Origin of the sequence: Corynebacterium sp. HMSC056E09 (genome assembly GCF_001813425.1) — a bacterium.
Taxonomy (GTDB): domain Bacteria; phylum Actinomycetota; class Actinomycetes; order Mycobacteriales; family Mycobacteriaceae; genus Corynebacterium; species Corynebacterium hesseae.
In genome coordinates, this window is sequence record NZ_KV812484.1 from 1 (window position 1) to 24,168 (window position 24,168).

Genomic DNA, 24,168 nt, shown 5'->3' on the forward strand with positions numbered 1-24,168 from the left:
ACGCCGCAAATCCACACGAAATGTCCCTTAAGCCAAAAGGTTTGATATCGCGAGAGTCAGTCACGGCGATTCTCCAATCCCTGGGCAGTCGGTACCGCCAACTTTACCCCCACAATTGGAAACGACGCGGTGCCCCTACAGCAGCCGCGTCGCCCCTATTCCCTATCACTCACAACGGATTGGAGAAACCGTTTGCCTACCCCCTAAGTAGGCTTTGTGAGCGACTTTCACTCTAGCACTCTTTCCATTCACAGCGGTAGCAAAATCTGGAAAACCGAGTAACATATCGTGGCACTTCTGCGATGTGTCGGACGCAGGGCCGTGAGCTAGGCTTTTTCCTTTTCGGCCCGCCCTGCAGGTGCCCCCACGAGCACGAAGGCCGCAATGGTGATTACCCCCAAAATGGCCAGAGCAGTCCACAACTGTGGGGACTGCCCACCATTACCTGCCACGGTGATGGCGGAGGTGGCCCACTGCATGGGGAAGAGATGCACGAGCGCACTCATCGCGGCGTTGAGATCGGTGCCGGTCGACGCCGCCTTCCACGCCCAGCCCACGATGCCAACCTGCGCCACGGCGAGCACGCTGCCCAGGACCCAGCCGCCAGCGCCAAGGCCGCGCGCAAGCGCGAACACAATGCTTGCCGACGCCACCCCGGCCCCCGCCGCCGCGAGCCCCGCCCAGGCCACCGCGGCTGCGGTCACGCCAGTAGCCAGGAGGGCCACGAGCAAGCCCACGACGACACCAATCAGCACCGCCCCGCCGAGAAGCGTGAGGATGCGGCGCTCCACGCGCGTCAACAGCGCGCCGATAACACCGCCGCCAAGAGCAGCGATGGCTGCTAGCAACATAGCGACAATGGGGCTCAGCAGCTGGGCGGGCTCGCTGCCGCCCTCGGCGGGCCCGGCGACGGTCGGCATCGCACGCTGCGCGCCCTGCACCTTGGTCCGGTTCTGCTTGGCCATGCCATCGACTTTCTCCGCACCGGCAACAAGCTTGTCCACACCCTTCAAGGCCTCATCGACCTTCGCGTTGAGCTCACCGATACCGGCATTGAGTTGCTTCGCGCCCTCGGTGGCTTGGTAGACGCCATCGTGATAGGCATAACCACTGACGGCCAGCTGATTAGAAAGGTCGCGCGAGCCATCCTTAAGTTGCGTCAATTGATCCTGAACGGATTGGTCGAATTGGAAGTTCTCCACCTGGCCGCGCAGATCACCAAGCTGCGAGCGGATGTTCTTCGCCTCCGCCGAGTTGTTTCCTTCTAGGTCCTTTAAGGTGCCATCGATTGCCTGCAAGAGCTGTCCGCGAACCACCCCTAGACCGATGACTTGGTCGACGGCTCCGCCGACGCCGTCGGCCAGCTCGGTAGCACCGTTGCCCAGCTGGGCGGTGCCGGACTGCAGCTGCACGAGCCCGTCATAAAGCTCTTGCGAGCCGCCGGCCAGCTTGTCTACTCCACCGCCGAGCTCACCGGCGCCATCCTGCAGCTCCCCTGTGCCGTCGGCAAGCTGCTGCGCGCCATTAGCCAAAAAGCCGGCTTGGGCATTGGCTTCCGAGAGGGCACGGGAGACGTCGTAAAGCTCAGCCGGATCGATGGTGCCATCGCTGGGAGCCCCGGCCTGTTCCTGCGACCAGGTTTCGGCTGGTTGCCACTTGGACACGGCGGCGACGACCGCACCGACAATGAGCGGCACGATGAGCACGAGGGTGAGAATAAGAGCGCGGGTGCCAACCTTCCGGTTGGCGTCAGCAGGACTGGCTAGGCGTGAGGTCATGTAAAAGAAACTATCGTTCACGCTGGGAAAAAGCGGTCAGGCGCGCGGAAAAGCCCCGCCAGTACCGTGTTCTTCGGTCACTAGCGGGGCCTGTGTTAGCGCACTCGCGCTAAAGGATTACTTCTTCTCCGCGAAGAGCTCGCGTACGCGCTTGCCCAGCTGCGGGGAGACAGCATCCCAGTAGGCGTAGACGCGTTCCTCGGTCTCCGGGGACACGCCAGCCATAGCGTTGGTGATGTTGTCTGCGAGGCGCTCCTTGGCGCCGTCGTCGTAGACGTTCTCGTACAGGTCGGTGGCCTGAACGGTGTCATTGTCCTCGGCGTGGCGGACGTAGGGCGCACGAACCAAGTCGATGCCGGCCGGATCCGGGTTCACGTAAAGGTCCGGAGCGGTGGTGGTCTCCTGCTCCTTGAAGCGCAGGTTCTCATCGCCGTCCATGTAGCCGCCGCCCTTGGCGTGGCGGTTCGGCGAGTAGACCGGATCCTCCGGGGCGTTGAACAAGTACTGCATCGAGCCCTCGTGCTCGTAGGTGTTGACCTGGTTGAGCGGCTGGTTCACCGGCAGCTGCTTGTAGTTCGGTCCGATGCGGTAGCGCTGCTGGTCGGCGTATGCGAAGACGCGTGCCTGCAGCATCTTGTCCGGGGACAGGCCAATGCCCGGGACGATGTTGGACGGATCCAGGGCAACCTGCTCAATCTGCGCGAAGAAGTTACGCGGGTTGCGGTTGAGCACGAAGTATCCGACATCCACCAGCGGGTAGTCCTTCTTGGACCAGGTCTTGGTGAGGTCGAACGGGTTGAAGCGGTATTCCTCGGCCTCTGCCACCGGCATGATCTGGACCTTGACGTCCCAGACCGGGAAGTTGCCTTCCTCGATGGCGTTGTAGAGGTCCTCGCGGTGGTAGTCAGCGTTCTTGCCGGCCATCTCAGTCGCCTCGGCGTCGGTGAAGTTCTCCACGCCCTGGCGGGTCTTGAAGTGGTACTTCACCCAGAAGGCGTCACCGGACTCGTTGACCCACTGGAAGGTGTGGGAGCCGTAGCCGTTCTGGTGGCGGGTGGTCTTCGGGGTACCGCGGTCACCCATGAGGTAGGTGACCTGGTGGGTGGTCTCCGGGTTACGGGTCCAGAAATCCCACTGCATGTCAGCATCGCGCAAACCATTGGCTCCCAGACGCTTCTGGGAGTGGATAAAGTCCGGGAACTTAATACCGTCACGCAGGAAGAACACCGGGGTGTTGTTGCCCACGATGTCGTAGTTGCCTTCCTCAGTGTAGAAACGCAGCGCGAAGCCGTGGACGTCACGCCAGGTATCCGGGGAACCCTGCTCGCCGGCGACGGTGGAGAAGCGGCCCATCATCGGAGTCACGGTGCCCTTCTGGAAGAGCTTGGCCTTGGTATAAGCGGATACGTCCTCGGTAACGTGCAGCTCGCCGAAGGCACCGTGGCCCTTAGCGTGCGGGGTGCGCTCCGGCACGCGCTCGCGGTTGAAGTGTGCGAGCTTCTCAATAAGGTGGATGTCATTGAGCACGACCGGGCCGTTTTCACCAGCGGTGATGCTGGTGTTTTCCGTTGCAATGGGCTGACCGGAAGGGCGGGTGGTGTTCTCGCCGCCCGGGGCGCGCTGGCCCTTATCCAGAACCTTGTCTGCAACGAACTCGTTTGAAGCGTTAGTCATGGGGTTAATGCCTCCTACAGTTGTTGATAATTTGTGATTCGTTATCAATCTCGGACCTTTCATAGCCTACCCATTAAAAATGACCTACGCAACAGAATTTTTCCCAAACGTAGACGCCCACAGAGGAGCCCCAGCGGTTCCCGAGGCCCACGCCCCCGACTGGTAAATTATGGGAGGTGAAACGACACTCCGAGCGCGACGATGCGCGCGTCACCGATCTCGCCCTCAAGGCGGGCCGCGGCGACCGCGCAGCCCTCACGGAGTTCATCAAGTCCACCCAAGATGATGTCTGGCGCCTGCTCGCCCACCTCGGTGGCCCAGATATCGCGGACGACCTCACCCAAGAGACCTACCTGCGTGTCATCGGCGCACTCCCCCGATTCGCCGCCCGTTCTTCAGCACGCACGTGGCTGCTCTCCCTCGCCCGCCGCGTGTGGGTGGACAATATTCGCCACGACATGGCCCGCCCGCGCAAGTCCGCCACCGAGTATGAGGACGCCGCCGCCCTTGCCGCGACCCCGGAGAGCTCGGGCACGTGGAGCGAGTGGATCGACGCCCGCGCGCTTATCGACGCCCTCCCAGAAGACCGCCGCGAAGCCCTCATCCTGACCCAAGTCTTGGGCTACACCTACGAGGAGGCTGCGAAGATCGCCGGGGTTCGCGTGGGCACAATTCGCTCCCGCGTCGCCCGCGCCCGCAAGGACCTCATCGACCAGCGCGGATAATCGTTATCGAGCCGTTATAAATGGGCGTCGAGAGTCACAGCACCTGCGCAGACGTGCGGCAACTGACAGGTCCTGGCGGCCCGTCCGGTGCCAGCTCAGCGAGAAATCGTAGTGTCAGCTGGAAAATACCTATCGACCACACCTAATCTTTTTCGAGGCACACGTGATAAATCGATAGTCGAACCGGGCCCGCGAGGCTTTCCCGATTGCCCGCACCACACCTTGGGTTGTGATGACATTCCCCGGCGCGTGTGAGATTGAGAGACCTCTTTACCTTATGTGGAAACGCGCAGTGGCCATTTCCATGGCCTTCATTGGTGTCGTCGTCGGCGCCGGCTTTGCCTCCGGCCAGGAAGCACTCCAGTACTTCGTGGCTTTCGGAAACATGGGACTGTGGGGTGTACTCCTCGCCTCCGCCCTCATGATCATTACTGGTGTAGCCATTTTGCAGCTCGGCTCCTACTTCCAAGCGGACGAGCACACGGCCGTCTACGACAAGATTAGTGGCCCCATCGTCTCCCGAGTGCTGGACTGGGGCACCCTAGCCACGTTGTTCTCCATCGGCTTCGTCATGTTCGCCGGTGGCGGTTCCACCCTCAACCAGCAGTTCGAGAGCATCCCCGTCTGGGTAGGCGGCGCCATTATGCTCGTTCTGGTGCTCCTGGTGGGCCTCCTCGACGTGGACAAGGTGAGCTCCGTTATCGGTGCGATTACACCCTTCATCATTATCTTCGTCGTCCTGGCCACCGGCTACACCATCATCGTGACCGATGTTGACTGGTCCAGTGCCAATGACTTCGCGGTCAACAACGTCGAAAGCCCTCTGAGCAACTGGTGGCTGGCCGCGTTGAACTACACCGGCTTGAATGTCATGTGCGCGGTGTCGATGTCCATCGTCATCGGCGGCAACATCCTGGATAACCGCGCCGTCGGTGTCGGTGGCCTCATCGGCGGCTTCTTCTACCTGCTCCTGCTCGCCCTGCTCGTGGTCTCCCTCTACATGGTGGCGCCGGACGTATACCATCAGGATCTTCCGGTGCTCACGTTGATCAACAACGTGAACCCGATCCTGGGTTACTTCATGACCTTCATCATCTACGGCATGGTCTTTAACACCGCCATCGGCATGTTCTATGCCATGGGCAAACGCCTAACCCGCAAGAAGCCGAAGCTCTTCTACCCCGTCTACGCGGGCGCCTGTGTCGTGGGCTTTATCCTTTCCTTCGTCGGCTTCAAGCAACTAGTATCCAGCGTTTACCCGATCCTGGGGTGGATTGGCCTGCTCATGATTGCAGTCATGGTCATCAGCTGGATTACCCAGCGTGACAAGATCACCTCCGAGTCTGACCGCCGCGTGCGCGCCCGCACCTTGGTCAAGCGCCGCCTCGACCCGCGCGAGCACTTCACCAAGAAGAACGAGCGCGAGCTGCGTAAGCTTGCCGCTGCCTCCAACATGGAAACGGAGGAGTTCGTCGAAGTCGTCGCCGAGGAAATCCACGAGGAACTCGAAGCCGACGATGAGATTGAATACGACCGCGAAGATCCAGACCCCTCCGTGACCTTCGTGGAGCACACCAAGCCCGAGGTCCCGAAGGACTAGCGCTCCCGCATGTATAGCGGGCCGCGCGTCCCGCTATACATAAAAGCGAATAAAAAGAAGTCCGCCCCAGAATTCACTCTGGCGGCGGACTTCTTTTATTGAGGAGAACAGTGCGGCGCTGTCGTGCGCCACACGCTAGACCAGCAACTCCGCAATCTGAATAGCGTTGAGCGCTGCGCCCTTGCGCAGATTATCGCCGGACACGACGAAGACGAGGCCCTTGTTGTCCTCGACCGTCTGGTCCTGGCGGATGCGCCCGACCAAGGAAAGGTCGATGCCTGCTGCCGCCAGGGGCGTCGGCACATCGACGACCTTGACACCCGGCGCGGAGGACAGCACCTCGCGGGCCTGCTCCGGGGTAATCGGCTTCTCAAACTCCGCGTGTACGACCATGGTGTGGCCAGTAAACACCGGGATGCGCACGCACGTGCCGGACACCTTCAGCTCTGAGATGCCCAGAATCTTGCGGGACTCGTTGCGCAGCTTCTGTTCCTCGTCGGTCTCTTCGGTTCCGTCATCCACGAGGTTGCCCGCCAACGGCAGCGCGTTATACGCAATCGGAGCGACATAGGGGCCCAAATCCTCCTCGGAGACCTCAAGCGCAGAGCCGTCGTGGACGAGCTCAACGTTGCGGTCACCGATTGAGGCCACCTGCTTGACCAAGGTTTCCACGCCGGCCAATCCGGAACCGGACACGGCCTGGTAGGAGGCGACGCGCATGGTGGTGAGACCGGCGGCGTCGTGAAGCGCCTTCGTCACCGGCATGATCGCCATGGTTGTGCAGTTCGGGTTGGCGATAATGCCCTTGGTGACGTTGTCCTTATCCTGCGGGTTCACCTCTGACACGATGAGCGGCACGTCCGGATCCCGGCGCCACGCAGAAGAGTTATCCACCACGGTGGCGCCGGCCTCGGCGAAGAGCGGTGCATACTGCTTGGACGTCGAACCGCCGGCGGAGAACACGGCGATGTCGATTCCTGCAAGGCTCTCCACAGTCTGCTCTGCCAAATCTTCGACGACGACCTTGTCCTCGCGGAAGGTGAGCTCCTGGCCTGCTGAGCGTGCGGAGGCAAAGAAGCGGACCGTATCGGCCGGGAAGTTGCGCTCCTCCAAGAGGGTGCGCATCACGCGGCCAACCTGCCCGGTAGCGCCTACAACTGCAACAGTGGTCATGACCTTTACTCCTTAATTTTTAGCGTCCGGTACCAGCATAAACGGTGGCCTCTTCCTCGCCACCTAGCTGGAACTTATCGTGCAGGGCCACGGCGGCCTTCTCCAGATCGGCCTCGCGGGTAAGCACGGAAATTCGGATTTCGGAGGTTGAAATGAGCTCCATGTTGACCCCGGCGTCACGCAATGCCTCCGTGAAATCTGCGGTAACGCCCGGGTGGGACTTCATGCCGGCACCGACGAGGGAGACCTTGCCCACCTGGTCGTCGTAAAGCACGTTGGTCCAGTGCCCCTCTTCCTTGAGCTTGGCCAGGATCTCCATGGCCTTTGGGCCGTCCGAGCGCGGGCAGGTGAAGGTGATGTCGGTGGTACCGGAGTCCAGCGAGGAGACGTTTTGCAGAACCATGTCGATGTTGATCTCGGCGTCCGCGATGGCGCGGAACAACTTGGCCGCCTCACCTGGGCGGTCCGGTATGCCCAGGACGGTGACCTTAGCCTCGGAACGGTCGGTTGCGATACCAGTAAGTACTGCTTCTTCCACGGGGATATCCTCCATTGAACCGGCGATGAGCGTGCCGGGGTCGTTTGAATAAGATGAGCGGACTCGAAGGGGAACGTTGAACGCGCGGGCGTACTCGACGCTGCGCAGGACCAGAATCTTAGAGCCCACAGCTGCCATCTCCAGCATCTCCTCGAAGGACAGCTGGTCGAGTTTCTGGGCGTTGTGGACGATGCGTGGGTCGGCGGTATAAACGCCGTCGACATCGGAGTAAATCTCACACACATCGGCCTTGAGCGCTGCCGCCAGCGCCACCGCGGTGGTGTCCGAGCCGCCGCGGCCGAGGGTGGTCACATCACGCGATTCCTTGTTCACGCCCTGGAAACCCGCAACGATGCAGATCCGGCCTTTCTCCAAGGCTTCGGTTAGACGGCCCGGGGTGACGTCGACGATGCGGGCGTTTCCGTGGCGCTCGGTGGTGAGCACGCCGGCCTGGGAACCAGTGAAGGACTGAGCCTTGGCACCAAGGGACTCCACGGCCATGGCAACGAGTGCGTTGGAGATGCGCTCGCCGGCGGTCAACAGCATGTCCATCTCACGCTGCGGCGGGACGGGGTTGACCTGCGCTGCAAGATCAAGCAGGTTATCGGTGGTATCTCCCATGGCGGAGCACACAACAACGACGTCGTTGCCCTGCTTCTTCGTCGCCACAATGCGCTCCGCCACCGCGCGAATGCGCTCTGCGCTTTCGAGGGAGGATCCCCCGTATTTCTGTACGACTAGGGCCACTGACGGTCCCACCTTTCCTGTTTGTGAGGGCCATTACCTGTTCACCGCCCAATACCTATAGACCGGCAGTCAACTCCTTTAGACTACCGCCCTTTGGTTCCCATCGAAACACGTGCTGGATATTAATTCCAGGTAGGGTAGAAACGATGCTTTCAAACCTGGTTGCCATTACTTTTGCACTGGCCTCCGCGCTAGTCGTGGCCTGGGGCACAGTCATACGCCACCGCATCGTGTTGGACGCTAGCTCCAGGAGCGTCATGCGCACCGCTATTCGGACTCCCTTGTGGTGGGTGGGGACCAGCGCCGCCGTTATTGCCTACGCGCTACAGCTCGTCGCTCTCCACTTCGGCACGCTGCTCATCGTGCAGCCAATCCTCATCCTGTCCCTCATGTTCACGCTGCCGCTCGCCGCCTGGTATTCCCGGCGGCCGATGCCGGCACGGGAGGTGTTCTGGTGCCTCACGCTGACCATCGCGGTGAGCATCATGGTGGTCTATGGGCGCCCCACCGCAGGCTTGACGACGCCCACCTGGTCCCAATGGTGGCCCGCCTTCGCCCTCGGCGCGCTTGCCCTCACCGCTCTGTTCGTGGCGGCCTATAACCGGCCGGAGGAGTCCGCCCTAGCGCTCGGGAGCGCGTGCGGCATCCTGTATGGCTACGTGGCGCTCGTAGCCAAGGCAGTGGTGGACGTCCTCTCCCACGAAGGCATCGCAGCCTTGCTGGCCAGCTGGGAGCTGTACGTGCTCATTGGGCTGGCGGCTGCCGGAACGGTGATCCAGCAATATTCCTTCCACGCTGGCGCCCTTGCGCACTCTCTGCCTGCGATGACCATCATGGAGCCCATCGTGGCCTTCGGTTTGGGCTACTGGGTCTTGGGCGAAAAATTCCAGGTCAATAGCGTTGCGGGTTGGTGCGTGATGGGGGTTTCGCTCATCGTCATGATCCTCGCCACGATCGTTTTGTCCCGCGTGCCGGTCAACCCGGGAAGCGCCCAGCGCGCGGAGCAAAGCCCGCGCTAGGACTAGCTTCCGTGCTAGATGGCCCATTCAAAGACCACCAGCATATAAGCGGAGAACCACGCCGACCACAGGACCCAGGCGCTACACGCGAGCCAGAGCTCGCGGGGTCGCAGCGCCTCTGCCGCGCGCACGGCCCACGGAAGCGCCAAGATAATCGCGGGCAGGAGGAGACGCGGGCGCGAGTGCATGATGCCGTCGGAAAGCAGCACATTCGCACACAGCGCGGCGCTAAACCACCACGCCACCGGATTCAGCCTTCCCCACGCCGCCACCAGCAGCACGGGGACGCCCAGGATCACCAGAACGCTAAGCAGGTAGCCCACATCGTTCTTCTCCGTCAGAACTTCCCACACGAACCGTACGGTGGCAGCACCCCAGTCGAAGGTGGAATGCCAGTGCTCGGTCTGGATGCCAAAGTAGCCGCCGGCCTCTGCGAGGTAGCGCTGCGTCCACAATAAATACGCTGGCAGCGGAAGCGCTGCCACGATGAGGCTGAGCCAGGCCTGCCACGAGCGCCGCCCATAGATGAGCACCCACAAGGCAAAGACAGCAAGGAAGTCCACGGAGGTCAGCCGCACAAACGATAAGGCAAAGCCGAACGCCGCCGCGCGCCACCAGGCGCGATCATCCAGCGCGACGAGTCCCCACACCAGGAGGGCCCCGAAGAGAGCTTCGGTATAAGGCATCGAGAACACGATGGACATCGGAGCGCTGCTCACCACGATGGCAGCGGCGCATTGCCCACGGCGCCCCGCCCCCAAGCGCTGCGCCAAGACTATAACGCCGGCAGCCATGGCCACGGTGAGGAGGGTGTTAACGATGAGCGCGGCTACTTCGAGGCTGATCCCGGTCCATCCCAGGACCCGCAACAGCATGGGAAAGCCCGGGAAGAAGGCCATTGTCGTCTCATAGACTGGGCCATCAGTGTGGATATCCGCGTCAAAATATCCCACTCGAGCAATTTCCAGGTAGTACTTGGAATCCCACGACGTGAGCCGATCCCACAGCTCCTGGTCATTGACGGCGGCGATGACGTTCAGAACGGCAATGCGCACCGCGGTTCCAACAACCGCGACCAACGTGGCAAGCGGCACCAGTGACAGCGCCCCCTGCGTGCCAGCAGGGGAGGCGTCTGCCGCGCGCCCGCTATCCGCCGTGGGCTCTTCCCCCGGATCCTGAGTAGTCTTCGTCGAGTTTTCTTCATGCACGCCACATCATCCTAGCCACCCACATCACACATCCCAATATGTGAAATCGGTTGCCATAGAATGAGAAGGGCTGTAGTGTGGCTCACATGACTTTGCGGCACACTCTCCTCCTTAGTAGCCGCGGCGGGTTTTAGGTTTCTAGCTTCACGGCCAGCGCCCCGCCGCGGAGCGCGGTGATGCCAACACACCGCAGCTGGCCGTCCCCCACGATTCACGCCGAAGCTGCGCACCATAAATAGCGCAGCACAGTAAAACGCCTTTGGCCCCAGACCCATAGGCCCCAGACAAGGAAGAGAACAACCACCATGTCCCCCAACGATTCTTTCATCTCCGCTCCCCGCGAAATCACCACCCCGGCTGGCCCGCGCAACGAAAACCAGCCCGCGTGGAACAAGCAGCGCGGTTCCTCGATGCCAGTAAACCGCTACCAGAGCTTCGCCGAAGAGGTAGAACCGGTCTCGCTGCCTGACCGCACGTGGCCAGACAAGAAAATCACCGTGGCGCCACAGTGGTGCGCCGTGGACCTGCGCGACGGCAACCAGGCTCTCATCGATCCAATGAGCCCTGAGCGCAAGCACCGCATGTTCGATCTGCTGGTCAAGATGGGCTACAAGGAGATTGAGGTAGGCTTCCCGTCCGCCTCCCAGACGGATTTCAACTTTGTTCGCGAAATCATCGAGGGCAATAAGATCCCGGATGACGTCACCATCCAAGTCCTGGTCCAGGCCCGTGAGCACCTGATCCGCCGTACTTTTGAGGCTTGCCAGGGCGCCAAGAACGTCATCGTTCACTTCTACAATTCCACCTCGAAGCTGCAGCGCCGCGTGGTCTTCCGCAAGGACCGCCCGGCCATTAAGAAGCTGGCCACGGACGCCGCGGAGCTCATCAAGGGCATTGCCAAGGATTACCCCGATACCAACTGGCGCTGGGAATACTCGCCGGAATCCTTCACGGGCACCGAACTGGACTTCGCCGTCGAGGTCTGCGATGCCGTTGTTGACATCATGGAGGCAACTCCGGAGAACCCCATGATCATCAACCTGCCCTCCACGGTGGAGATGATCAGCCCCAACGTCTATGCCGACCAGATCGAGTGGATGCACCGCAATTTTGCGAAGCGGGACTCCATCATCATGTCCCTGCACCCGCACAATGACCGCGGCGAGGGAATCGCCGCCGCCGAGCTGGGTTACATGGCCGGTGCGGACCGTATCGAAGGCTGCCTGTTTGGCAACGGTGAGCGCACCGGCAACGTGGACATCATTACCCTGGGCCTGAACATGCTGACCCAGGGCGTGGACCCGCAGATTGACTTCTCCGATCTGCCTAAGATCCGCGAGACGGTGGAGTATTGCAACCAGCTGCGCGTGCCGGAGCGTCACCCCTACGGCGGCGAGCTGGTATTTACCGCCTTCTCCGGTTCACACCAGGATGCCATCAACAAGGGCCTGGACGCCCTGGCGCAGGAGGTGCGCCCAGGCGCGAACAACACCGAGGTGTCGTGGGAAGAACTGCAGGAAACCACCTGGGAAGTTCCCTACCTGCCCATCGATCCGAAGGACGTCGGCCGCGATTACCAGGCGGTCATCCGCGTCAACTCGCAGTCCGGCAAGGGCGGCGTAGCCTACATCATGAAGACCGATCATGGCATCAATATGCCGCGCGCCATGCAAGCGGAGTTCTCCTCCGTCGTGCAGGCGGTGACCGACGCCGAAGGTGGCGAAGTCAACTCCAAGAACATGTGGGATATCTTTGCCAACGAGTTCTTAGAGCGCACCTCCCCGCTGGAGCTCGTCACCTTCCAAGTTGATAACTCAACCACGGAGGATGAAGACGCCAAGGTCACCGCAACCATCGTCTTTAACGGCGAGAAGCGCATTGTCTCCGGCATGGGTAACGGCCCCATCGCCGCATACGCCAACGCGCTGGAAGACGTCGGGATCGACTTCGAGGTCATCGACTATTCCCAGCAGTCCCGTACGGCCGGCGACGATGCCGAAGCCGCCTGCTACATCGCCGCCGAAGTCAATGGCGCACAAGTGTGGGGTGCCGGCATCGCCGGATCCACCACCCGTGCGTCCATCAACGCCATTACTTCAGCGGTCAATCGCGCGGACTAATCCTCTGCCGCGACACAGGGCGACACAAGGAGAAGGCGAGCTGTTCCGCGCGCCTCCTCCTTGCGCAGTCTCTCGCACTCGCACTCCCCTCGCTAAAGCTACTGACCGTAACATCGCGCTGGCTACACATTGTTGTAGGCCAGCACGGAGAGCTATAGAATAAATACGCGACACAATTGCACAAAGACATTGAACACCTTGTGCACCCAATAAGAATTTCAGTCCGAACTTCGGCATTCCCTACTGCGCTCAGTTTTGCAACTGCGCGCATTTGTTGCAGTTCGGCAGGCGAAGGCGAACACTATGACGGTCACTAACTACGTGGTCCCCCACTCTGGGTTTGGTGAACCTCGCCGCCTCACGGTTGACGCCGTTAACCCGGAGATGTTCCTGCAGCTGCTCTCCCTGGCGGATAACAATCACCTCAACGTCACCCTGTGTGGGCACTCAAGCTCCGGCTTCCGCGTCCGGTATGAAGATGACATCGTTGGCGTCATCCCCGCTTCCCAATCCGCCGATTACACGGAATTGGATTGGATCATTAGCGCGGGTTTGACCCCACAGGCCACCGCAGAGATTTCGCTCCGCGAGGACGCGGTGGAGGAAACCGTTCCGGCATTCGAGGTTCTCCTCCCGGAGCCAGGCCTGTGCGTCCCGATCAATGTTCCCCCGGCTCAGCGATGGGGCATGCTCGACGGCGACCGTGCCCTTCGCATCACTGACTTTTCGGCCCGCACCCGTTCCCTGCCGAAGCACCCTGCGCATCTACTCGTGCGCTTAACCAACAGCCGGCGCTTCTTCCGCCGCGCCATCGAGATTCATCTCGATGACAAGCTCATCGCCACCGTTCCGCGCGATCAGGCCACGTGGCTGAGCGATACCATCGCTGGATTCAAGCACGAGGGTCTCATTGCCATTGCGCGCGCCTACTTCACGCCGGATGACAAGTCCCCAGCCCTCACCGTCTACTCCGACGAAGGAACACCGGACGCTCACGTCGCCGTGGGGGCCGCCGGCGTCATCGCTGCCGCCGCTGGCGCGGTTGCCGCGACGGCCACAAACACCGATAGGGCTCATGCAGCAACCGCTCCGGTAGGCGGGTTCCAGGCAACGGGCACAGCACACACCGCAAGTTCCGCTGCCACACAGGGCGCACAAGTCCTCTCCTTGAAATCCTTCGGGACCGCCGCAACAGTTGGCTCAAAGATCGCCGCTGCTAGTACTGGTGTCAAGCTGGTGTGCGCGGCAAGCGTTGCCGTCATCATCGGCGGAACCGCTAGCTTCGTATCCTCTGTGCACGCACTTCACTCCGCCCCCAATCAGGTTGCTGACTCGGCTTTAGAGGAGCACACCACTTCGCTCCTTGCCCCCAGCCCGGCCAATAATGCAGAAGCTGACGCCGCGCTTTCCAGCGAAGCTGACGCAACCGAGGACACGGCTGCAGGCGCCCACCGCCCCGATAACCAGGGGCACTCGGTAGCACCACGCGCCCTCGACCGAACCACTTCCTCGACTCCGGCGGAGCCAACGGAACTGTCTGAGCCGACGGAGCCGATTAAGCTGGCCGAGCCCACGCAACGTGCAGAGCTCGTCACGCCCGGAGAGGCAATCCCTTCCCCGCGCAACACGCACCACGCTGAAGTCACACCGCCAGCACCGCGGGAAACCGAAGCCACAGAAGAGTCCACGTCGCGCACGTCACGGCCCCGCCAGGAGGATTCCACCTCCACCACCACAACTACGAGCGCACCCAGCTCCACGCGGAGCGTGCCGACGTCATCGCCTTCGGCGACCCCAACTTCTTCGACGACACCGACCTCATCAACTTCGGCGCCGAAGACGACTGCTACGACGCCAACGTCCCGCACCACCACACCTGTCAGCACTCCGCCCACGACTACGCCAGCGGAGTCGACTACTCCTGCACCGACGACCTCCAAGCCCGCTGCATCCACGACTGCTACGCCAACCACGACAAAGACTCAGCAGCCCAAGCCCAGCACCTCGTCTCAACCAAGCACCACGACTAAGCCCAGCACCTCGTCTAAACCGAGCACCACACCTAAGCCCAGCACCACGCCGAAGCCGGAACAGACTTCTGAGCCCACACCGGACCGCACTCCTGAGCCGAGCCGTGAGCCCGAACCGACCCCCGAGCCCACGCCAGACCACGACGGCTGGGTCATCATCATCGAGGCCGACTAGTCCGCAGCACGCCCTGCCTCGCTGCCGATTTGGGGGATACGGCAGCTTCACGTGTGCCCTTTCCAGCTTCCTCGCGGTTGGGTACTAAACTGTGAACAATGACTACGACACCCGGCCCCACCGAACCTGCAGCGCAGCTCAGCGCAGCAGAGACGCCGGCCGCGGCGTCGCCACAATCCAGCGCCCCGAAACCAGGACCGCGCCCTCACTCAGCTGAGAACAAGCAGAACAGCAAAGAAGATAGGGCGTCGGCCCGCGAAGCAGCCCTCGCTGCCTTCCCCTTTGTTGCGCTGACCATCCAGACCACTGGCATTCACCCCTCCACGGGTCGGTTGCTTACCGTGGATGCGCTAACACTCAACGCCGCGGGTGAAACCGGCCAAGAGTTCCACGCCGTCCTCAACCCCGGCGAAGACCCTGGCCCCCGGCATCTTCACGGCTTGAGCGCTGAGGAAATCCAGGCGGGTCAGTCCTTTTCCATGTTGCTCAAGCCGCTGGATCGGCTCATCGATGGCCGCACGCTCATCGTCCACGACGCCCCGTACACCTGGGGTTTCATCGTCGCCGAAGCGCGCCGCGCGATGACTGCCGCCGCTCGTCAAAACCGCGCGCGCAACCGCAACCGCGGTAAAGGCCGGCGCCGTCGCTTCAAGGTGGGACACGTTCCCACCCCAGTAACCATCGTGGATACGCTTGCCACCGCTCGCCGCCAAAGCGTGTGGGGCACCGATATCCGCCTAGCGGCCGTCGCACGGGATACCGGTCTTCCCGCGCCCGACCCCACCGCCAGCGTCGCCCGTGCGCAACGACCGGAAAAGGACACCTCCCGCGAGGCGACCCGTCTGCTCGTGGACCTCTACCGTGCGCAAGCCGCGGGCCCGCTCAGCAGCGCGGCACCGGATGAGCTGCGAGCTGATCGCTTTGGGCTACAGCGTTCCCACGTCCGCGTCGACGCTGCCGAAGCTCCCCGTCAGCACCACAACCCCGGCCCCTATGTGCCCGGCAAGGAACTCATCCGCGGCATGGAGATCGTCGTTGCCCCGGAGATCACCGAGGACCCCGACACCATCATCGCGGCGTTGGCCCGTGAGGAGCTGAACTACTCGGAGAAGCTCTCCCGCGAGACGTCCCTCGTGGTCTGCAACATCACCACCAACCTTGTGGGCAAGCCCATGCATGCTCACCGCAAGGACATCCCGCTGATGTCCGATGTTGCCTTCCTCGCGGCCCTTGAGCGCATCGAGGAACCGACCGAACCTGAAGAGCAATCCACCTCCGGCGCAACGAGCAATTCGGGTAAGCGCCACAGCAGTGGGCAGCCCAACCGCAATCGTTCCACGAACAAGAACCGCCGCCGCTCGCGCCGCAAGTCCTCCAACGCCCAGCACTCCCCTAAACAAGGACAAGGGCAGAAGAAACACCAGGGCTCCCCGGCCGACGGATCCGCAAGCGACAAGCCTGCTCAGTCGGACTCCAACTCGAACAACCGGAATAAGGGCGGCAACAAAGGGCGCCGGCGTCGCCGCCGCGGCGGACGCGGCCGTCGCAGCAACGGTAGCCAGCAGAACCAGCAAAACTCGGGACACAACCGCTCCCACAACACCGATAGCTAGCGTCCCCCGACTACTCTGGGGAGCATGAATTTTAACTTCCGAAGCGCGTTTTCTTCCGCGCGCACCGCGGTTGCAACCTCCGCCGCGGCGTTGGCCACCACCGCCTCGCGCGCCACGGGCCGCGGTGCGGGCGGCATGATCGGCGGGCTCATCGCTAACGCCATTGACCCCACTATCATGCAAAACCTGGCCAAGCAGCGCCCAGCCGTCTTGGTCACCGGAACCAACGGCAAGTCCACGACCACGCGGATGCTCGCCGCAGCCGTGCGCACTACGCACACCGTGGCCACCAACGATGGCGGCGACAACATGGATGCGGGAATCATCTCCGCGCTCTTAGCTGGCAAGGATGCAAGCCATCTTGTCTTAGAAGTAGACGAGCTCCATGTCCCCCACGTTGCGGATAACCTCAACCCCACAGCGCTCGTGCTGCTGAATCTCTCCCGCGACCAGCTGGATCGCGTCGGTGAGATCAACAAGATTGAGCGCGCCCTGCGAGGCGCCGTCGAGGCCCACCCGGACATGCTCGTCATCGCCAACTGTGATGACGTCCTCATGACCTCCGTGGCCTATGACGCAAAGAATGTCATTTGGGTGTCCGCGGGTGCCGGCTGGATGGGCGAATCCGTCACCTGTCCGCGCACCGGCGGCCACATCGTGCGTGACGGTGAGGACTGGCGCGCGGTCAAGCCGCTTGCCGACGGCCGCGAGTTCCGCCGCCCCACCCCCACCTGGGCGGTGACGGAGGAGGGCATTGTGAGCCCGGGGGGCGTCGACAAGCTCAAGCTTGCTCTACCGGGACGGGCCAACCGCGGTAACGCCGCCCAGGCCGTCGCCGCTGCCGTGGAGGCCTTCGGCGTGGACCGCCACAAGGCTATCGCCGCTGCCGAAGGCGTCGTTGATGTGGCCGGACGCTACTCCACCATCACGCTGGGCAAGCGCGAAATCCGCCTGCTGCTGGCCAAGAATCCGGCCGGCTGGCAGGAGGCGCTGTCCATGGTGGACCGTGACGCCGATGGCTTGGTCATCGCCACTAACGGCCACGTGGCCGACGGTATCGATATGTCCTGGCTCTGGGACGTACGCTTCGAGGATTTCGAAGGCATCCCCGTCAAGGCAGCCGGCGAGCGCGGCACGGATCTAGCAGTGCGTTTGGTCTACGCGGATATCTCGCACGAGCTCATTGCGGACCCACTCGCCGCTATTCAATCCTGTCCGGAAGGCCGCATCGAGGTTTTGGCCAACTACACTGCCTTCCGCGATCTGAAGAAGGCACTCACCGCCGCAGCAGCAAAGGAGCACTCGAATGACTAGCCTGCAGATTGGCCTCATCCTCCCGGACATCCTGGGCACCTACGGCGATGACGGCAACGCCCTAGTCCTGCGCCAGCGCGCCCGCATGCGCGGCCACGAGGCGGAGATTGTCCCCATCAAGCTGGGTGAGCCGGTGCCGGAATCCTTTGATGTCTACACCCTCGGCGGCGGCGAGGACACCGCGCAGATTCTCGCGGCGGAGCACCTCATCGCTGACGGTGGCCTCACCCGCGCTGCCTCCGCAGGTCGCCCGATTCTGGCAATTTGCGCGGGCCTGCAGGTACTCGGCGAATCCTTCCGTGCTTCTGGCCGCGTGGTGGATGGCGTGGGGCTTATCGACGCCACCACTGCCTCCATGGCCGAGCGCGCCATCGGCGAGGTAGCCACCGAACCCACCAAGGCCGGCATCACCGCTGAGCTCACCGAGCCTCTCACCGGTTTTGAAAACCACATGGGTGCCACCATCCTGGGGCCTGCCGCCCAGCCGCTGGGAACGCTCACACGCGGAACCGGCAATGCGGATACCGCTGCCATCCTGGATCTCTCCGACAGGGCCGTCCAGCGCGGCGCCGAGGGCGCGGTGCAGGGCAGCGTCATCGCCACCTACATGCACGGTCCGGTCTTGGCGCGCAACCCGCAGCTGGCGGACCTGTTGCTGGCCAAGGCCATGGGAATCGCACTCAGCGAACTCGAGCCCTTGAACATCCCCGCCATTGACCAGCTACGCACCGAGCGCTTTAACGCCTCGGAGCCGCCGCGCTCGCAGCGCTAGGGGCGCTCGGAGGCACCGCGCCGCTAGACCGTCAGGCGGCCGCTCAACGCACGCGAGAGCGTCAGCTCATCGACGAACTCAAGGTCGCCTCCCAGCGGCATGCCGGAGGCCAGGCGCGTGATCTTCAGTCCCGGGAAGTCTCGTAGCAGGCGCACGAGGTAGGCCGCGGTAGCCTCGCCTTCGGTGTTGGGATCGGTGGCGAGGATGACTTCGGTGATGTCCGGGGAGTCGTCGTAAAGCGGCACCTCCGGGGTGGAATCCGCAAGCTCTCGGTCCGGTAGTACGCCGCCGAGGCGCTGCAGCAGTTGCGAGATGTTGAGGTCTTTCGGGCCCACGTTGGCCAGCGGGTCGAGCGCGCCGCCCAGTACGTGGTAGCGGCCGTTATACTCGCCGGTGCGCTCGATGACCTGGATGTCCTTGGGTTCTTCCACCACGCAGATGGTAGAGGCATCGCGCTGCGAGTTCACACAAATGCGGCAGACTTCCTCGCGGGAAATATTGCAGCAGATGCGGCAGAAAGTCACACCATCACGCACCGCTCCCAGTGCCTTCTGGAGGCGATCGATCTCCTCCGGGTCTTGATGCAGAACGTGGAAGGCGATGCGTTGCGCTGACTTCGGGCCAATACCCGGCAGGCGCGAGAACTCATCGATGAGATCCTGCAGTGGTCCTTCAAACACGCAATGCTCCCCTCACTCAACAATCCCCACACCCTTGACGGCTGGAGACACAACAAAAGGCCGCGCCGCCCTCCGCGAAGAGAGCAACAACGGCCTTTAAGTCTAACGCGCGGCTTACTGGTTGCCGCCGAAGACATCCTGGATGGACGGACCATCATAGTTCTGCTGGGACTGACCCATGCCCTGGGACAGCGGGCCGATCTTCTCCTGCGCCAGGCGGCCAGCAGCGGCGTGGGCCTCCTTGAAGGCGCCGACGATGAGGTCCTGGAGGGTATCGATGTCCTCCGGGTCCACCACGGACTTATCAATGGAAATGCTCTGCAGCTCAGCGCCACCGGTCATGGTGACCTTCACCAGGCCATTGCCTGCGCTGCCTTCGACGGTGGCGGCCAGGATTTCCTTCTGCGCCTTTTCTAGTTCAGCCTGGACGCGAGCGGCCTGCGCCAGGATCTCGTTCATGTCATTTGCCTGCTGCATCGGATCGTTCTCGGTCATGCTAAAAGTCCTTTCGTGCGGTTATTTTCACTACGCGCCAAGTGTACAGATGCCGCGCTACAGCCGCCGCGCTCCCAACTCCTGCGCGAGGAGCTCCATGGCGACCTCCGTGGCGTTGCGGTGGTCCATCTCTCCGGCGCTCTGCGCGGCCTCCATCATCTCGCGTTCCTCATCCGCGCGGGTGTACTCCGGCTGCGGTGCGGGCGCATGCTGGGGCGCTGACTGCTGCGGCGAAACAGACGTGTGGCCTGCGCTTTCCGACGATCCATTCGCCCCCGCCGGCGGACCGTACTCCTCCGGTGGGGCCTCGAACTCGCCCTCGTCCGGGCCCGGCTCCGGCGGCAGCGGAACGCCGTTGCCAAACTTGGGAACCTTGGAAAACTCTTCATCGCGTTGGGCCGCGACCTGAGTCGCCTGAGCGATGCGTGATCGCCATTGGCTGCCACGGGCCTCCCTCTTTGGGGGCACCGCCGCCCCGCGCGGGGCGGCCTCCGACCGCTGCGGTTCGACCGGCGGGCGCGAGTCTGCCTTCTCGCGCACACCGTGCTGGGGCTGAGGTTGTTCCCTCGTCGTTTCAGACGACGGAGCCTGCTGCCCGATTTGGCGCGGCGCGCCCCACGGATCATCACTAGCGTTGCTGGGTTCCTCCGCTGCCGGACTCTCTGCCTCCTCGTCGGGCTCAGCGGCCTCACGTTGCGGTTGGTTGGGATTCCACTGGGTGCGCTGGGTGGGCTCTGGCACCGTGAAACCGTGCGCCTTCGGGTCGGTACCGATAACACACGTGACCTTCAGTTCTCGGCTGAGCTCTTCCTTGAGGACAGTCACGATGACCTCATTGGTGCCTGGTGAATTGATGCGTTCAGCCAACGCGCCCGTGGTGTGTCCAAGGACGAGAGTCTCATCCCGCACGCCGAGGACACGGGCTTCGGCGAGCATGATTTCAGCGACCTTATTACGCCGCCCAATCGTGGCGCGCAGATCAGACCATCGCCCGCGAATCTCCGCGGCGAGGTCCTGGGGCTGCTCAGGCTCAGGTTGCTGTTCCTGTTGTTCAGGCTGTTCCGATGGCTGCGGCTGTTCCGGCTGCTCCTGCTGCGGCTCAGGCTGCACTTCCGGTTGTGCAGGACGCTCCGGCGCCTGAGTCTGCGAGGCCTCGGGGGCTGAAGGTTGCTGCTCCTGAGCCTCCTGTTGCTGCGGCGCCTGTTGCTGCGCCTCTTGAGGCTGGGCTGGTTCTTGGGGCCGCTCGGCCTGCTGTGGTTGCTGTTGCTGGGCCTCCTGCTTCGCCGCCTGACGGCTGCGACGCTGCGCGATGATAGCCGCGGCGGCGGCAGCGGGATCCTGCGCGCTAGCGACCGCAGATGGCTGGCGCTGCGCAGGCGCGGAGCCCTGCACAGCGGGTGCGGAAGGCTGTGCCCCCGCACCTTGCGGCAAGGAACTGGGTACCTGACCGGCAGCTGCCGCAGCGGGGGCGGAGCCAACGATCAAGTGGGCACAGAGGATTTCTAGAAGTAGGCGCGGGGACGTTGCACCCCGCAGGGAGGACACGCGCTCGTTGACGGTTTCCGCCAAGTAGGCCAGCTGCGGTCCGGAGAAACGCTGCGCTTGGGCGGTAAGGACTTCCCCGCGATCAGTCGGCGCCGAGACCAGACCTTCCTCCAATGCTGAGGGCACGGCTTGCAGGATCATCAGATCCCGCAAGCGATCCAACAGGTCGATGGCAAAGCGGCGAGGTTCGTGGCCGGCTTCAATGACATCGTCGACAAGCCGGAAAAGCCCCGCCTTGTCCTGGTTAGCCAGGGCATCCACCGTGTTATCCAGCAACCCCACGTCCGTAACACCCAGAAGCGGGCGGGCTACCTCGTAGGTCAAGCCATCGGGCCCGGCACCCGCCAACAGCTGGTCCAGGATGGACAACGTGTCACGCGGCGAACCGCCGCCGGCCTGGATGACCATGGGGTACACGGTGTCATCCACGTGGACGTTCTCCGAGGCCACGGTGCGCTCCAGCAGCCCCTTCATCGCCGGCGGGGTCAGCAGGCGGAAGGGGTAGTGGTGGGTACGCGAACGGATGGTGCCGATGATCTTCTCCGGCTCCGTCGTGGCGAAGATGAAGATGACGTGCTCCGGTGGTTCCTCGACAACCTTGAGCAAGGCATTCGCACCGGAGGCAGAAATCATGTGGGCCTCATCGATGATGAAGATGCGGTAGCGCGACTCTGCCGGCGCGTAGTAGGCGCGATCACGCAACTCGCGCATATCCTCCACACCGTTGTGGGAAGCGGCGTCGAGCTCCGTGACATCGAGGTTTCCCGGGCCGCCCGGGGCCAGCGAGACGCACGAATCGCACACACCGCACGGCGTTGAGGTTGGCCCCTGCTCACAATTCAGCGAGCGGGCCATGATGCGCGCCGACGACGTCTTTCCGCAGCCACGCGGGCCGGAAAAGAGGTACGCATGGTTGATGCGCCCCGCATCGAGGGCGGCGGACAAAGGCGTGGTGACCTGCTCTTGGCCTACCACTTCCGCGAAGGTTGCTGGACGATATTTCCGGTAAAGAGCCACGGTTAGTCAGTGTAGCGTCTCAACCCGACACGTCACTCTGAGCGCTTCCAATCCAGCAGATCGATGCCTTGTTCAGCCACCGCTTGTTGTAGCGCCGGCACGCCTTCCTCGACGGCGTAGGCATACTCGGCGTCGCTTAGCATTAGCAATTGGCACACCAGCGTCAGGCGCTCCTTCTCCGCTAGCTGCGGGGTCTGTCCACCCCACAAGTATGGGGCGATGAGCATGCCATGGCGCACGCTCAAGTGAGCGAAGCACTCGTCATCCTCCGCAAAAAGCTTGGGCAAGAGTAAGCCCGGCTGCGCGGGAAGCAGCCCTGCGGCTTCTGTGAGCAATGCCGCTGCCGCGCTCACCGCAGCGGCAACCTCTGGTTGGCCGGTGCGTGCAACGGTAAGCAGTTCGCAGCGCACATCGATCCCCTGCTCGGCATGCGCCAGCCCGGTATCGACATCAGCGAAGCCACACGTAACCGCGAGGGACTGCTTACCCTCCAGCGAGGCTAAGCCCAAACGCTGCCCCTCGACGTTTCTGAACTCGAGGTCAGCCGGGATGATCTGGTCGAGCCAGTAGGCCGTCTCGTCGGAGTTGATTGCCTTATGCCCCCAGCTTCTCTAGTGCGGCTAGCAGCACACAGGTGGCCACGCCATCCATCGCTGCCTCGACCTCTTCCTGCGGCGGCAGGGACGGCGCCAAGCGAATGTTGTGGTCCTTGGCGTCCTCGCCGTATGGGTACGCCGAACCAGCCTGGGTCAGGAGAATGCCGGCGTCACGGGCCAGCTCCCACACGCGGGTGGCGGTGCCCTCCATCACGTTGAGGGAGATGAAGTAGCCGCCCTTGGGGTGGGTCCAGTCCGCAATCTCATGGTGGGTGAGGTTCTTATCCAGGATGCGAAGAACCGCCTCGAACTTCGGCGCCAGCAGCGCAGCGTGGCGGCGCATAACCGCGCGCACGCCCTCGGCGGAACCGAAGAACTCGTAGTGCGCAAGCTGGTTGATCTTGTTCGGGCCAATGCCGCGGATACCGGCGTGCTCCAGGTACCACTCGAGGTTGTCTTCGGAGGAACCGAAGAAGCTCACTCCGGAGCCAGCGAAGGTGATCTTCGACGACGAGGACATAGCCCAGAAGCGGTCCGGGTTTCCTTCCTGTTCCGCAATCTCCAGAATCGGCAGAACCTCCGGGAAGTCCTCGGTCAGCGTGTGCACGGCATAAGCGTTGTCCCACACGATGCGGAAGTCCGGTGCGCCGGTCTCCATCGCAGCAAGGCGGCGAGTCTTCTCTTCCGAGATGACGGCACCCGTGGGGTTGGAGAACATCGGCACAACCCACATGCCCTTAACCTGCGGGTCCTTGGCCAGTTCCTCCACTGCTTCGATGTCCGGGCCATCTTCTTCCATCGGTACCGTAACCAGCTCGAAGCCGAAGGACTCCGTGATGGCAAAATGGCGGTCATAACCCGGGGTGGGGCACAGCCACTTGATGGTCTCTTCCTTGGACCACGGCTTCTCAGAGCTGTTGGTGCCAAAGGTGTAGGCCCACAGGATGAGGTCATACATGATGTTCAGGGAGGAAGAGTCCGCTGCGACGAGGAGCTCTGGGTCCATGTTGGTGAGCTTGCCCCAGAGATCGCGCAGCTCCTTGATGCCCTTCTGGTTGCCGTAGTTGCGCAGGTCATTGCCTGCGGCATCGGTGTAGTGACCACGGCCCGGCAGGACGAGCAGGTCATTAGACAGATCCAGCTGTGCCTTGGACGGCTTACCGCGGGTCAAGTCAAGATCCAACCCCTCAGCCTTGAGGGCCTCGTAGTCCTTGCGCACCTGCGCGGCAAGCTCATCAAGCTCGGACTTTTCAAGATTAAGAAGAGACATCCGTCTTCCTTCCGGGACGTAGTGCGGGCATATGGCAACCATACTAACGCCCCGTCACATCCCCCGTGTGAAGGCATAC

Annotated in this window: 17 protein-coding genes and 1 pseudogene; 8 read left to right on the forward strand and 10 right to left on the reverse strand. The window is 62.7% G+C overall.

Annotated elements, in window-relative coordinates:
* Positions 1-326: 326 nt before the first annotated feature.
* Positions 327-1,778, reverse strand: a complete 1,452-nt coding sequence (locus tag HMPREF2912_RS02180; RefSeq protein ID WP_070524057.1) for a hypothetical protein — start codon at positions 1,776-1,778, stop codon at positions 327-329.
* Positions 1,779-1,895: 117 nt separating this feature from the next.
* A complete protein-coding gene (locus tag HMPREF2912_RS02185; RefSeq protein WP_070524055.1) occupies positions 1,896-3,452 on the reverse strand; it encodes a catalase in 1,557 nt (518 codons plus the stop codon).
* A gap of 176 nt (positions 3,453-3,628) precedes the next feature.
* Here HMPREF2912_RS02185 and HMPREF2912_RS02190 point away from each other — a divergent pair, with 176 nt between their 5' ends.
* Entirely contained in the window at positions 3,629-4,177 is a 549-nt protein-coding gene (locus HMPREF2912_RS02190) for an RNA polymerase sigma factor (RefSeq protein ID WP_070524053.1), read from the forward strand.
* A 277-nt stretch (positions 4,178-4,454) separates the two neighbouring features.
* The gene (locus HMPREF2912_RS02195) at positions 4,455-5,777 is read left to right on the forward strand and encodes a YkvI family membrane protein (protein WP_070524051.1); all 1,323 of its coding nucleotides are present in this window, start codon (positions 4,455-4,457) and stop codon (positions 5,775-5,777) included.
* 135 nt (positions 5,778-5,912) lie between these two features.
* Here the strand turns inward: HMPREF2912_RS02195 and HMPREF2912_RS02200 are convergent, their stop codons facing one another.
* Positions 5,913-6,950: an aspartate-semialdehyde dehydrogenase gene (locus tag HMPREF2912_RS02200; protein ID WP_070683131.1), complete on the reverse strand. Its 1,038-nt coding sequence runs from the start codon at positions 6,948-6,950 to the stop codon at positions 5,913-5,915.
* 19 nt (positions 6,951-6,969) lie between these two features.
* Positions 6,970-8,235, reverse strand: a complete 1,266-nt coding sequence (locus tag HMPREF2912_RS02205; RefSeq protein WP_070561344.1) for an aspartate kinase — start codon at positions 8,233-8,235, stop codon at positions 6,970-6,972.
* Positions 8,236-8,381: 146 nt separating this feature from the next.
* Here HMPREF2912_RS02205 and HMPREF2912_RS02210 point away from each other — a divergent pair, with 146 nt between their 5' ends.
* Positions 8,382-9,254, forward strand: a complete 873-nt coding sequence (locus HMPREF2912_RS02210) for a DMT family transporter (protein ID WP_070683132.1) — start codon at positions 8,382-8,384, stop codon at positions 9,252-9,254.
* Between the two features lie 14 nt (positions 9,255-9,268).
* Here the strand turns inward: HMPREF2912_RS02210 and HMPREF2912_RS02215 are convergent, their stop codons facing one another.
* On the reverse strand, positions 9,269-10,462 hold the full coding sequence (locus HMPREF2912_RS02215) for a mannosyltransferase family protein (protein WP_070683133.1): 1,194 nt from the start codon (positions 10,460-10,462) through the stop codon (positions 9,269-9,271).
* 305 nt (positions 10,463-10,767) lie between these two features.
* On the opposite strand from HMPREF2912_RS02215, the gene leuA reads away from it, so the two are divergent.
* From leuA to HMPREF2912_RS02240, 5 genes and pseudogenes are all read left to right on the forward strand, one after another.
* Positions 10,768-12,582: a 2-isopropylmalate synthase gene (gene leuA / locus HMPREF2912_RS02220; protein ID WP_070683134.1), complete on the forward strand. Its 1,815-nt coding sequence runs from the start codon at positions 10,768-10,770 to the stop codon at positions 12,580-12,582.
* Between the two features lie 303 nt (positions 12,583-12,885).
* Complete coding sequence (locus HMPREF2912_RS02225; RefSeq protein WP_070564281.1) at positions 12,886-14,787, forward strand: hypothetical protein; 1,902 nt, start codon at positions 12,886-12,888, stop codon at positions 14,785-14,787.
* Between the two features lie 98 nt (positions 14,788-14,885).
* Positions 14,886-16,052 (forward strand): annotated as a pseudogene (locus HMPREF2912_RS02230) (DNA polymerase III subunit epsilon); the annotation flags it as partial.
* A 372-nt stretch (positions 16,053-16,424) separates the two neighbouring features.
* Positions 16,425-17,714 (forward strand): Mur ligase family protein, encoded by a 1,290-nt coding sequence (locus tag HMPREF2912_RS02235; protein ID WP_070564275.1) that lies wholly within the window; start codon positions 16,425-16,427, stop codon positions 17,712-17,714.
* Positions 17,707-18,486 (forward strand): type 1 glutamine amidotransferase, encoded by a 780-nt coding sequence (locus tag HMPREF2912_RS02240; protein ID WP_070564272.1) that lies wholly within the window; start codon positions 17,707-17,709, stop codon positions 18,484-18,486. The genes HMPREF2912_RS02235 and HMPREF2912_RS02240 overlap by 8 nt, the downstream gene beginning before the upstream one ends.
* A gap of 23 nt (positions 18,487-18,509) precedes the next feature.
* On the opposite strand, the gene recR is transcribed toward HMPREF2912_RS02240, so the two are convergent.
* The 5 genes from recR to HMPREF2912_RS02265 all read right to left on the reverse strand — a co-directional run bounded on the left by recR (position 18,510) and on the right by HMPREF2912_RS02265 (position 24,089).
* Complete coding sequence (gene recR, locus HMPREF2912_RS02245) at positions 18,510-19,166, reverse strand: recombination mediator RecR (protein ID WP_070564269.1); 657 nt, start codon at positions 19,164-19,166, stop codon at positions 18,510-18,512.
* A gap of 114 nt (positions 19,167-19,280) precedes the next feature.
* On the reverse strand, positions 19,281-19,661 hold the full coding sequence (locus HMPREF2912_RS02250; protein WP_070524027.1) for a YbaB/EbfC family nucleoid-associated protein: 381 nt from the start codon (positions 19,659-19,661) through the stop codon (positions 19,281-19,283).
* Positions 19,662-19,718: 57 nt separating this feature from the next.
* Complete coding sequence (locus HMPREF2912_RS02255; protein ID WP_070564266.1) at positions 19,719-22,223, reverse strand: DNA polymerase III subunit gamma and tau; 2,505 nt, start codon at positions 22,221-22,223, stop codon at positions 19,719-19,721.
* 32 nt (positions 22,224-22,255) lie between these two features.
* Positions 22,256-22,732: a suppressor of fused domain protein gene (locus HMPREF2912_RS02260; RefSeq protein ID WP_083299199.1), complete on the reverse strand. Its 477-nt coding sequence runs from the start codon at positions 22,730-22,732 to the stop codon at positions 22,256-22,258.
* An 85-nt stretch (positions 22,733-22,817) separates the two neighbouring features.
* Complete coding sequence (locus tag HMPREF2912_RS02265) at positions 22,818-24,089, reverse strand: aspartate aminotransferase type Ic (protein ID WP_070564260.1); 1,272 nt, start codon at positions 24,087-24,089, stop codon at positions 22,818-22,820.
* Between the last annotated feature and the right edge of the window lie 79 nt (positions 24,090-24,168).